This is a genomic window from Roseobacter sp. S87, from assembly GCF_055693285.1.
On sequence record NZ_JBVFTR010000004.1, the window covers coordinates 2,091,232 to 2,103,651 of the forward strand.

Here is a 12,420-nt window from a genome sequence, read left to right on the forward strand (position 1 = left end):
GCGCGGTCGTTCAAGCCTTCGGCGCTGATCTCACCACGGCGCCAGTGAAGCCAGCCGAGCGGCGCCGGCTCCTGCGCGAGGCCGCAGCGCATGAAAACATCATAGCGGTAGCCAAAGAGCTCATTGCTTTCCGCAACATTTTTGAGCCGTACGGCAACGTCGCAAGCCGGTCCGTCCTCACCCAGCTGCCGGAAGAACGCGGGGTCAAAGAGCAGCTCTTTTTCCTGTGCCACAGCAGCCTCAACGCGTTTGCGCAGCTCCGCCGCGGTTGCCTCACCCGCCTGGGCCAGCTCTGCGCCCGTATGAAATGCGCGCAGCAACCCGAGCGGGCGCACGTCACCGATGAAACCCCGAGCGTCCTCCGGCATGCGGTCGATGGTTTCCCGGATAACTGCTTTCAGGTGCCCCGCCCCCGGCAGGTACTGAACGACTGAATTCATCACCAGCGTGTTGCAGCCGCTGATATCAATTGCCGCCGCCTGATCTGCCGCTGCCGTATGCAGCGCAATGTCACCCTGTCCATGTTGCTGCACCCAGGCGCTGAGGCGGCGGACAACCGGTTCGGACAGGTCGCACCCGACGTAGCGGCCGCATTCCGGCATCAGGCGCGACAGGATCAGGCCCGACCCGCACCCGATCTCGAATACGCCATCAGGATCCAGCGATCTGATCCGCGCGGCGGTTTCATCCGCCCAGTGCTGCATCTGAGCGACCGGGATCGGCTCTCCGTCAAAGCTGCTGATCCAGCCTGTGAAATCATTGACGGCATCCTCCGGCACATGATCGCCCGGCGCATAAACCACCTGGTAGAGGCTTTCCCAGTCTGCGACTGCTGCGTCTTCCGTTTCCTGCCGCAACTCTTTGCCGGCATCGTCGTCACAGAGCGTGACAAAGGCCGCAAGCGCGAACTGTTCCTTTTCCGCATGCAGAACGACAGCCGCCGCGGCCACCTGATCATGCGCACTCAGGGCGGCTTCGATCTCGCCCAGTTCGATACGGTTGCCCCGCAGTTTTACCTGCCGGTCCCGGCGCCCGGCGCAGTGTAGCAGCCCGTCACAGGTGTACCAGCCCAGATCCCCGGTCAGAAAAGCCAGCTCACCCGTTTCGGGCAGTGTCACAAACGCGGCATCCGTCAGGTCAGCCCGGTTCAGATACCCCTCTGCCAAAGGCGCACCGGTCACGGCAATCTCACCGCGCATGCCCGGCGGGCAGAGCATGTGGCTGGCGTCAACGACCAGCACACCGCAGTTTTCCACCGGCCTGCCGATGGGCAGCGGATCGCGATCATCGGGGCCAACGATATGCGCGGTGACATCAATGGTTGCTTCGGTCGGGCCGTAAAGATTGACGATGCGTGCTCCTGCAAACGCCTCTGCCAGCCTGCGTGTCAGATCCGTGGTCAGGGGTTCCCCCCGCAACACAGAATGCGGACATCGGCGGCCGTTGCGGAAAGATCACCTTCGCTCAGCATCTGCGACAGCAAGGAGGGCACACACTGCACGATACTGGGGTGCAGCTCTGCCATAGAAGCGATCAGAGCCTGGCTGTCAGCCGCATGAAAGTCAGGCGGAAGGCACATTGCAGCACCGGTTGTCAGCGGCAGCCAGAATTCCCAGACCGAGGCGTCAAACTGTGCAGGTGTCCGCTGCAGGATACGATCCTCTGGTCCGGCACCAAAAGCGTCGCGCATCCACGCCATATGGTTGGCAAGTGCGCCGTGGGACACTTCAACGGCTTTTGGCTGCCCGGTGGAGCCCGAGGTAAAGAGAACGTAGCAGGGGTCTCCGGGATCAATGTCCGGAAATTCCGACAACGGCGGGCAGTCTTCGGCAAAAGCCAGCAAATCGCCCACCCGGCCGCTGGGCCCGTGCGGATAGTCGCGACCATCATCCCCGGTAATGACAATGCGGGGGTCCGCGGTATCGGCCATGGCTTTAAGCCGACCAGGTGGCACACCGGGTTCAACCGGCAGCCAGGCCGCACCAAGGCGGACTGCCGCCAGCATGCAGATAACGAAACTGCGGCCCCTTGGCAGGGCAAGCCCCACAATATCGCCCTTTGATATCCCGGCCTCAAGAAACGCGCGTGCGACCCGGGCCGAAAGCTCTTCGAGCTCTTCAAATGTGAGGTCACCCTGCGCGTCGGTCAGCGCAGTTGCATCCGGATACCGGCGCCACGTGCGCTCAAACATCGCGCACATATCCTGCATCGGTCGGGCGACACTCTTTCCACGCAGCAACCTGTCAAATTTTCTGTGGGCTGTTCGGTCCAGCAAAGGAAGCTCTGACATCCTCGCACCCGGATCCGCCGTTGCCGCCCGCGCGACATTGCGGACGGCGTCTGCAATGCACTGAACGGTTTCGGGGCGGAAAACATCGGTGGCATATTCAATGCCGCCAACCAGGCCATCGGATGTTTCCCACAAAGAAAACGCCAGATCCAGAATGGATGAGCTGCGCTCAACACGCCGGAAATCATGCCCGCCCGATGCAGGCCGGTCCGAAACACCCGGCGCGTTCTGAATCTGAAAAGACACCTGGAAAAGCGGATTGCGGCTGATGTCCCGGTCGGGTCGCAGTTCTTCAACCAGACGCTCAAACGGCAGGTCCTGGTGTGCGTAGGCGCCCAGCGTTGTATCGCGCACACGTGCCAGAATATCCGCAAACGAAGGATCACCGGACATATCGGTTCGCAGCGCCAGTGAGTTCACGAAAAACCCGATCAGTGGCTCCAGATCGGAATGCGACCTGTTTGCGACGGGCGCACCCACAACAACATCTGATGTGCCGGAATACCGCGCCAGCACAATTTTGAACGCGGCCAGCATTGCCTGGAACAGCGTACAGTCATGAGCGCGGGCAAGATCACGCAATGCCTGCGTGGTTGCGCGGTCAAATTCGACATCCAGAAACCCGCCTTCAAACGAAGCACTGGCCGGCCTCGGGTGGTCGGTGATCAACGGCAGATCTGAGGCGCCATCGAGTTTTTCGCGCCAGTACGCCAGCAGATCCTCCAGTGCACGGCCGCTCAGACGGTCCCGTTGCCACTGGGCAAAATCGGCGTACTGAACACCCAGTTCCGGCACCTGTGCCGGGCGGCCTTCCTGCTGTGCTGCATAAAGCTCGGTCAGTTCGCGGAACAGCACGCCCATAGACCAGCCATCTGCTGCAACGTGATGTACCGTCAGCAAAAGCACGTGGCGCTGCGCGGAAAGCCGCACCAGCCGGAACCGCATCAGCGGACCGGTTGCCAGATCAAACGGCAGAGCCGCTTCTGCCGCGGACAGACCATCCAGCTCCCGCTCCGCAGCAGCCAACCCAAGGCCCGAAATGTCCACCAGCTCAAGCGTGCGATGCACGTGGGGTTTAGCCAGCTGGCACGGCTGCCCGTCGACCCGCAGGTAAACAGTGCGCAGGCTTTCGTGGCGTAGCACGATGGTGTTGAGGGCATACTCCAGGGCTTCTGTGTCGACCGCACCGTGCAACGGCACAGCGGCCGGAATGTTGTAGAACGGGTTGCCCGGGGCGAGTTCCTGCAGGAACCAGATACGATGCTGGGCAAAAGACATCGGCACCGGACCGTCATGCGCCGTACGCATGATGCCGGGCACGTGGTTTCGCTGACCGCGCGACTCAGCCAGACGCTTCTTCAGGAAGGCGCGCTGGTCTTCACTGCGCGGAGTTGCGGCGTGCGTTGCCTGTCCGGAGGTATTCTTTGTGTCGTACATTAACGCGCTTCCCCGGGATCATTTTCAAGTTCCGACAGCAGGATGTCTTCCAGCCTGCCGGCCAGACCGCGCACACTCGGGGCCTCAAAAATGGCCTGCAGCGGCAGATCGACGTCCAGCGTTTCGCGCAACCGTGTGACAACCCGCGTGGCATGGAGCGAATGCCCGCCCAGATCAAAGAATACCGCGTCTGCAGGAACCGACGGCAGGCCGAGCACATCGGCAATGGTTTCGGCCACCAGTTCCTCGACCTCCGTCAATGCGCCGGACGCGGTCGTCTCCCCGACGTCATCAGGCGGCAGCGCGAGCAATGCGGCAACATCTACTTTGCCATTGCTGCCAAGCGGCATTTCCGAAACCACCGTGATCCCGGACGGCATCGACTGGGCAGGCAGCCGTCGTGACAGTGTCTGCCGTAACGCCACAACGTCGGGATCACCTGCTTCGGGCAGCACAAAAGCCACAAGCGCCTTGTCGTCAGCCGCGCCCCCCTGCACTGCAACGACGCAGTCGCGTACAGCAGGATCGGACATTATTTCCCGTTCGATGGCACCGGGTTCAACGCGAAAACCGCGGATCTTGACCTGCCGGTCGGCGCGACCCAGAAATTCCAGCTCGCCCTGGCTTGTCCAGCGGACGAGATCGCCAGTGCGATAGCCCGGTTCACCTCCGGCGCTCCAGGGCAGCGGGGAAAACCTGTCATTGTCCGGATGATTGCCAAGATAGCCCGGTGAAACCCCGGCGCCGCCGGCGACGAGTTCTCCAGGCACTCCCACCGGAACAGCATGTCCATCCGGATCCAGCACGCGGATGATCGTGCCCGGAACTGGACGACCGATACGGATACCGTCGCGGATATCTTCAGGTGACGCCATCACCGAACAGCATGTAAAGACGGTGTTCTCCGTCGGGCCATAGCCGTTGATCACAGTGCCACCCGCATCAAGGACCCGGCCAACCGCCGTTTCCGACAACACATCGCCGCCCGCGAAAACCATCTGCAATCCGGCAAGCATGTCTGGTCGCGCGGCGCTCATCTGACTGAAAAATCCTGCTGTCAGCCAGCACTTCGTGACGCCCGCTTGCTCCATCCACCCCGCCAGTTCATGTGGTGAAAGATGCGCCGCAGCGGCCACCGCGATACAGGCACCTGTCAGCAACGGCCCCCAGATCTCGAAAGTTGAGGCATCAAATCCCAGCGGTGCGAAGCCCAGCATCACGTCCCCGGGTGCGAATTGCAGCGGGGCACCGCCGCGCATAAGCCGGACAACTGCACGGTGAGTTGTCGGCACCCCTTTAGGCACACCGGTGGATCCAGAGGTAAAGGCAGCATATGCGAGCGATCCTGCATCTGTCCGCTCCTTCAGATCGACGGGCGGCGCACCGGGGCCGTCTGTCGCCATCAGCCCGATGTCCGGCATCGCGGCGATATTCGGTGCGTGATCCGAAACCACGACCCGCAGGCCCGTAACACCGGCGATAGTCCTGAGCCGTTCGGCGGGCCAGTCGTCCTCCAGCGCAACATAGGCCGCGCCCGCCCGGACAATCGCGAGCAGCGCAATGATCTGTTTCCTGCCACGGGGCAGGCAATGACCGACAAAGTCCCCCTGCCCGACGCCTGATGCGATCAGCCTGTGCGCAAGCTCTGCTGACAACCTGTCCAGTTCAGAATAGGACAAATCACCTTCGGCATCCCGTACAGCCGGGAGATCCGGGTGGGTCGCTGCGATTTCTTCGAAAAGCGCCGGCAGGCTGACATCGTTCGGAAAAGCGAACGAGCCTTCCGACCATTTCGCAATCTGGTTCTGCTCATCCGGTGTCAGCATCCCGATCGCCCTCAGGGGCAGATCAGGCTGCTGAAGGGCCCCCTCAAGCAAAGTGGTCAGGTGCCCGATAAGACGCGTGATTGTCTGCGGCTCATACAGATCGCGGTCATATTCGAGCCGGCCTGTCAGAACACCGTTCTCTTCCCAGAAGTCGAGCGTCAGGTCAAAATTGGCATAGCCCCGGTGCAGGTCGACAACATCGATGGACCCTGCCTTTGCCCGTTCGAGCGGGTTGCCGAGGTACTGGCATGTGACGCGAAAGAGAGGATTCACCGACAGATCACGCTCCGGGTCCGCCATTTCAACAACGCGCTCGAACGGCAGATCCTGCAGCGTCAGAGCCCGCGCCACCGAAGCGCTCACCCGCTTGGCAAGACCGCGCAGTCCAGGTTCCCCCGTCAGATCGACCCGCAGCACAAGCGTACGCACAAAAAAGCCGATCAGATCCTCCAGATCAGACCGGGGCCGGCCCGCGGTGGGCATCCCGATCATGAAATCCTCGCCACCGCCGTAACGCCGCAGCACTTCGGAAAAACACCCGGTGATCAGCGCATAGGGCGTAACAGCGAATTCACGGGCCCGGTCGAGACAGGCTTTTGACGTCTGCGGAGACAGCCGGAAACGGATATGGTCGCCATGATGTGCCCGCTCAGGTCTGCGCGGATGATCAGACGGCAGATCCAGCTCGCCCGCACCGGCCAGATAGGCCCGCCAGCCCTCAACAAGCTCATCGTTCCGGTCTTCCCCGATCAGGTCGCGCTGCCACGCCGCAAAATCGATGTACTGGACCGGCAGATCGGGCAGTTGTGGTTCCCGACCGGAAACGCCCGCGACATAGAGTTCCAGCAGATCGCGGATCAGAATGTTCATCGACCAGGCGTCTGCGATGATATGATGGATCGTCAGAAGCAGCACAGAAGCACCACCGGGCATCTGCACCAGCCCGACGCGCAGCAGCGGTGCCTGCGTCAGATCAAATGGTGTCGCCGCGTCCTCCCGCGACAGACGGGCAAGTTCCGCGTCGGCGTCAGATGGGCTCATGCCTTTCAGGTCAGCCATCCGCAGGAAGGACGTTGGATCATCCGTCAGACGCTGCACCGGTTCAGCACCGTCCCAGTCAAACCACGTCCGCAATGTCTCGTGCCGGTCGGCCAGCGCGGCACAGGCCGCAGACAGGGGCGCAGGTGAAAGCGCAAAAGGGGTCCGCAAAGCCGCATGCAGGTTGTACGCCGGGCTGCCAGGTTCCAGCTGATCAATGAGCCACAGGCTCTGCTGGCCAAACGAACAGCGGAACGTGTCCGGTTCCGGCTGCTGGGAATGCGCACTGGTCATACTGCTTTGTGGTCCTTTCCTTGTGGTCAGCTGCTCCCGCTGTCCGGATCCCCGGCGTCAGACATGCGGTGGGCGCTGCCATCCGGCGCGATGACAAAAGCTTCGCTGCTCTCGCCGCCCCGGCGGTCACGCTGCACAAATGTCTTGATCATCGGACGCCCGTCCGGCTCCGCATCGGCCGGCGCCGTTTCAGCACTTGCAGGTTTCTCACAGACGGCATTGTCCAGCGCCTCGGCCACCTCCTCCGCTACCAGGGCCTGTGCCCCGATGCTGGTCACCGTCACAACAAGGTTGCCACGCAGATATACAAAGGTTCCCGCAGCCGGTGCGGCCTCGGCCTCACCAAAGCGCGGCGGCACTCTCAGAATTGACGACGGATCGCGCTGAAAACGGGCCAGAGTTTCCAAGAACAGCGCGCGTCCTTCTCCGGCGTCTGCGGTTTCCAGAATTTCGATCCGTGCCATGCCCTGGCCATCGGCTGCCTGTGCATTGGCCTGAATCAGCCTGACCCCACGCCCGGTATCGATCTCGCGGGCACGCGAGAAGGTCCAGCCCGGCAGCATGTCCGCCCGAAAACCGAAATTCCGGATGTAGATGGCGCGATCCTGCGCGGCCGTGTAGGCATCGTCTGTCATGGCCTGACCGACGGCATCCATCTGTTCTTTGGAAGTGGCCTGAAAATCGCTGTCATTCATATCAGCGCGCGCCTCCTGCGCTCAAAAGGCCGCGGATGACAAACCAGCAGGGATTCCGGGGCCGCCAGCATGCGGCGATACTGCGTCTGCCAGACACTGCCGAACGGGATCCCTGCAGGCAGCAGTGCGAATGGCAGATGCGCAAAGGGTGACAGATTGCCGTCAACCACCACAGAGGCATCATAGATCTCGTCGTTCTCACGACATTCTCCGCTCCAGCCAACCTCGTGGAACATGAAGCCAAGCCCAAGATTGCAGGGGCTGCCCCATGAACTGTGCCCGATCGTCTGGCTGTCGCGCAGCATAAAGGCGGGCACATACTGACCCATCCGGCCCTGCCAGAGTTCCGCCCCCAGAAGGTTGGCAAAAGTGGAAACAGCGCAGGCACAATCAGTACAGTTCACGTAAGGGCCGTTCCCAAGCCCCCCTTCTGCCCGTTCGATAAAGGCGGTGAGGTCAAAAATACCCACGGGCGTATTGGTATACATCTCGCGAGCGCCCACGGGGCATCCGTATTCGACCTGCTTCTCGCCCATACCGTAGACGCCTGCACAGATCAGCGCCGAGATATCCCGGCGCAATCGGGCACCCGCAGCCCAAGTGCAGGCAAGTTCCAACGCCTTGGACCATGGCAGCGCGCTGTTCCAGATTTCCGCCGGTTCCTGCAGCCAGGGTGCCACGGGCAGTTCCAGTGTTGTGAATATCCGGTGAAACGACGTGTCAAAGTCCTGCCAGCGCGGTGTAGAGGCCGTTCTGTACTGCCACCGCCAGGCGATTTCATGAATGCCGACAGCACTGGCGCGCAGCACATCACCACTGATTTTGAGGAAAACCGCGCCGCTCTCTTCGTCCGGGCCGATGCTGACAGGCGTTGGCGCAATACGTCCAAGGATGGGGGAGGTTTCCTCGGCCGCATCCGCAACTGAGGCATAAAACTGAGACAGCTGGGGAGAGATGGACGCCCAGCTCTCGGCGAGCGCGCGCAGAAACGCGGTGCGCGGATCGGCGGGCGATCGTCTCGGGCGCGCAGGTATTGCCTGAACCTCAAGGCGCTCAGGCGGCAGACCGTTCCACGAGAAGTTTGCAAAGACACCAAGTGATTGCGGGTCAATGGCCCGCGCCGCATAGGCGATCGGCAGTTCGACCGGCGGACGCCCCGGCTGGCGCGACCACTCCGGCCCCGCAAGCGCCTCATCATAGTCAACCCGAAGCGTCAGCGCACTGCCGCGTTTGTCCAGAGCATTGTGGTTGAAGAGGATCTGTTCCAGCGACGCCGACACGCAATTACTCCCACACTACCGGGCCTCCGGCCCTGTTACCCGTCCTTCTTGGTGTCCGTCTTCTTTCCGCGCGATGACGCACCAGAGCGCGTGCTTTTCGCCCGCGTTCCGCTTTTCGGCGCAGCGGCCTTGCGCGTGCCCGTGCGTTTCGCACCGGATCCGCGTTTTCCCTTCTCAGTCTTTTTGCCAGCGTCATCGGCTGCTGGTTCAGGCACATTGACCCAGCTGGCACGCGGCATCGAGGCGGTCCTGGCTGCCATGGTCTTGTTCGCTGCTGCCGCATCGGGTGCAGCACGGGGCGGCGGTGGCGTGGCAGCCACCGGCCTGGGTGCCGGCGCAGGGCTGGTCGTTGCCTCCCGTGCCACCGTTGCTGAGGAGCGGAATTCTGTCGGGGCCGCAGCAGCCATCGGCGCGGGTGCTGACATCGGAAACCCATCCTGCAGAACTGACGTCGCTTTCTCGGCTGCGTCCCTGTAGGCACCGGCCATCTCCTCGCCGATCGCGCCAACCTCAGTGCTGAAATCCGCAACAGCAGCGTTGAGATCGAAAGCCGCAGATGTCTCTTCTGTCGCCCGCGCAATACCGTCGCTCAGCGTGCTTACGGCCTGTTGCCAGCCCTGGCTGATCTGGTCCTGCAACGCACCAGCGAGTTCTGCATATTTCGCCTGAGCATCCGTCAGATCGGCCGAAAGCGTGTCAGAGGCCAAAACGTCGTTGATTTCGGCGTAGAAGGTCTCCACCGCGGCCTGCATCGCGGCAGCAGGATCAGCCTCTGATGAAGCAGCGGTCACTGCGGCACCCAGCTTTTCCTGAGCCGGTGCAATCACCGCCGCCCAGCGGGCGGGATCACCAAACTGACCGTACAGCATGGCAAAGGAATTGTAGGCCTCCGCGGCTGGCTCCAGCGCTGGGCTGCCCGCATATATCGAAGAAACACTGTCAGCGTAGCCCTGGTAGGCTGCATTGATCCGCGCTCCGAGCTCGGCCATGTAGTTTTGCTGCACCTCGATCAGCCGGGTAAGGGCATCCCGGTACCTGCCATCAAGCGGCGCCAGTGCGGCAGCCAGTGCTTCGGTGTAGGCCGCGAGTGCCTGTTGCTGAATATCGGGCTGCATTGCGGCCATCGCGGCTGCATCTGAGTTTTCTGCGGAAGTCACCACCCTACTCCCTGATCCAAACGACAAAATATATCCGGCACGGGCAAAAACCTGCCCGCTTTCAGTGTCAGGACACGCCAGAAAAAAGTCTGCCGCCGCCCTGCAATTCAACTATCACGATAATGTGAAGCTAGCACCGTGACCCGCGATTCCGCAACAGAGAAAGTTAACAAACGTAACCCCTGCGTGTATTCACAGTCTCAGCAGCACGCATTCAATAATTTTTTCCCATTAATTTCAGAACACTATGCAGAACTCGGTGTGCCGCGCTCCCGCAAAACGGGCTGAAGCGTGCAAACCACTGCATTTCCCGCCCGCAACATGCGGTGAAAAACCTCCCGAATTCAGGATGTTGCGACTCTCCTTTAAGGTGCATTGAGCCGGGAAGAAAATGCGCCAGATCCGCTGGTCCGACCCACCCCCGGAAACACGCGTTGCGCCTACCTGCGGCGTGCTGAAACTCAGAAAACCACGCTCATAACAAACAGCGAGACGACCAGAAACAGGATCGTCATAATGCCACCGCTTTTGATGAAATCGGTCACACGATACCCTGCGGGTCCCATGATCAGGGCGTTCACCTGGTGGGTCGGGATCAGGAATGAGTTCGAGGTCGATATCGCCACGGTCAGCGCGAAAATCGCAGGATCGCCACCGGCTGCTGCGGCGATGGACACCGCAAGCGGAACAAGCAGAACCGTCGCGCCAACGTTTGACATGATCAGCGTGAAGATGGTTGCAAGCACAGCAACGCCTGCCTGCAGCGACCAGATCGGCCAGCCATCCAGCAGCATGAGGATCTGTTGCGCAATCCAGGCTGCTGTGCCGGTCGTCTGTACCGCCTGCCCCAGTGGAATGAGGCTGGCCAGCAGGAACACCGTGCTCCAGCTCACAGCCTCATAGGCGTCGTCGATGTCCAGCACACCTGTCAGGATCATCCCAACCGCCCCGGTCAGCAGGCAAAGCGACAGACGAAGGTCTGTAAAGAGGATCAGTGTCAGGGAAATGGCGAAGAACAGCAGGGCCCAGCCAACCTTTTTGGGGCGCAGCTCTTCCTGCGGGAAATCCGTTGTGACAACCACAAAGTCGCGGTCCCGGGTCAGACGGGTCAGCGCTTCCCAGGTGCTGTGAATGACCAGTGTGTCGCCCGCGTGGAATGGCTCCTCGCCCACCAGGGTCGGCGCGTGATCCTCGGTTTCGACGTAGCTCATGGTCTCTTCATCACGGTGGATCGCCAGCAGGCTCGCACCATAGGTTTTGCGGAAAACGAGATCATGGGCGCATTTGCCAATGACGGATGATCCCGGTGGCACGACCATTTCGGCCACGCCCGACTTGGTGGCTGCATAGTCTTCGGCGAAGACCTCAAGATCATTGTGCAGAATATAACCACCTTCATTGACCATCTGTTCGATCACTTTGCGGCGCCCGAGGACAGCGACCCGGCAAGGCGCCGTGATCTGGGTCTGGATAACAGGTGCAAACCAGCGTTTGCCCTGATACGCGCTGCCGATGATGTAGACGTGATACCGTTGCATTACATCATCGAACGTCTCGCCCTCGCAGGGATGACCGGCAGGGATTGTGATCTCGAAAATATCCGTTTTCAGGCCATAAATGTTCTTCAGATAATCCTTGAGGGACTGACCGCTGGTCCCGTCCCCGGTCTTTTTGCCCGCGGGCAGCACCCAGCGGCCCAGCAACGTAAAATAGAGAATGCCCGTCAGCACCAGGCAGATACCGACAGGGGTAACAGAGAACAGGCCAAAAGGCTGCATCTGCTGATCCGCAGGCAGCGTCTGGTTAGCGCTGATCAGCAGGTCATTCAGCAGAATGAGCGGCGACGACCCCACCATCGTGAGCGTGCCCCCCAGAATGGCGCAAAAGCCCATGGGCATCAGCAGCCGGCTGAGCGGCAGTTCGGTGCGGACAGAAATCCGGCTGACCACCGGCAGAAAAAGCGCCGCCGCGCCAACATTCTGCATAAAGGAGGAAATCACCCCAACAGTGCCTGACACAATCGGGATAATCCGGGTCTCCGTCTTGCCGCCATGTTTCAGAATAAGGGAGGCAACCCGGCTCATCAGACCGGTTTTGTCGAGACCCGCACCGATGATCATCACCGCAATGATTGAGACCACCGCATTGGATGCCAAGCCATCGAACAGCTGACTCACATCGGCCAGGGTTCCAAGCCCGGGCAGCTGACTGATAAGCCCCAACAGGACCATGACCAGAATGGCGGCGAAATCTATGCGGACGATTTCGGAAACAAAAAGAAAAACGGTGAAAGCCAGAAGGCCGAGCACAACGGCCATTTCTGTCGTAAGGCTGATGACGTCCAAATCTGCTCCCCCCGAAGCTATTGTTAATACCTGCCGGGGCGTCTGCGCAATAAACGTT

At 61.1% G+C, this 12,420-nt stretch carries 5 protein-coding genes and 1 pseudogene; all 6 read right to left on the reverse strand.

Annotated elements, in window-relative coordinates; all coding sequences use genetic code 11:
• Positions 1-13: 13 nt before the first annotated feature.
• A pseudogene (locus ACZ1HA_RS11225) lies at positions 14-3,727 on the reverse strand (AMP-binding protein); the annotation flags it as partial.
• Positions 3,727-6,885 carry a non-ribosomal peptide synthetase gene (locus tag ACZ1HA_RS11230; RefSeq protein WP_436398988.1) on the reverse strand — a complete coding sequence of 1,053 codons (3,159 nt, stop codon included), beginning with the start codon at positions 6,883-6,885 and terminating at the stop codon, positions 3,727-3,729. The gene ACZ1HA_RS11230 and the pseudogene ACZ1HA_RS11225, both read right to left, overlap by 1 nt.
• A gap of 26 nt (positions 6,886-6,911) precedes the next feature.
• The gene (locus tag ACZ1HA_RS11235; protein ID WP_436398986.1) at positions 6,912-7,580 is read right to left on the reverse strand and encodes a hypothetical protein; all 669 of its coding nucleotides are present in this window, start codon (positions 7,578-7,580) and stop codon (positions 6,912-6,914) included.
• The gene (locus ACZ1HA_RS11240) at positions 7,577-8,860 is read right to left on the reverse strand and encodes a hypothetical protein (RefSeq protein ID WP_472713929.1); all 1,284 of its coding nucleotides are present in this window, start codon (positions 8,858-8,860) and stop codon (positions 7,577-7,579) included. The genes ACZ1HA_RS11235 and ACZ1HA_RS11240 overlap by 4 nt, the downstream gene beginning before the upstream one ends.
• A 35-nt stretch (positions 8,861-8,895) precedes the next feature.
• Positions 8,896-10,017 (reverse strand): hypothetical protein, encoded by a 1,122-nt coding sequence (locus ACZ1HA_RS11245; RefSeq protein ID WP_472713930.1) that lies wholly within the window; start codon positions 10,015-10,017, stop codon positions 8,896-8,898.
• A gap of 461 nt (positions 10,018-10,478) precedes the next feature.
• Positions 10,479-12,362, reverse strand: coding sequence for an SLC13 family permease (locus ACZ1HA_RS11250; RefSeq protein ID WP_472713931.1), 1,884 nt, complete (start codon positions 12,360-12,362; stop codon positions 10,479-10,481).
• Positions 12,363-12,420: the final 58 nt, after the last annotated feature.

Coding starts and splice junctions, on each gene's coding strand:
- ACZ1HA_RS11230 (WP_436398988.1), bottom strand. CDS start 6,885: ATGACCAGTGCGCATTCCCAGCAGCCGGAACCGGACACGTTCCGCTGT.
- ACZ1HA_RS11235 (WP_436398986.1), bottom strand. CDS start 7,580: ATGAATGACAGCGATTTTCAGGCCACTTCCAAAGAACAGATGGATGCC.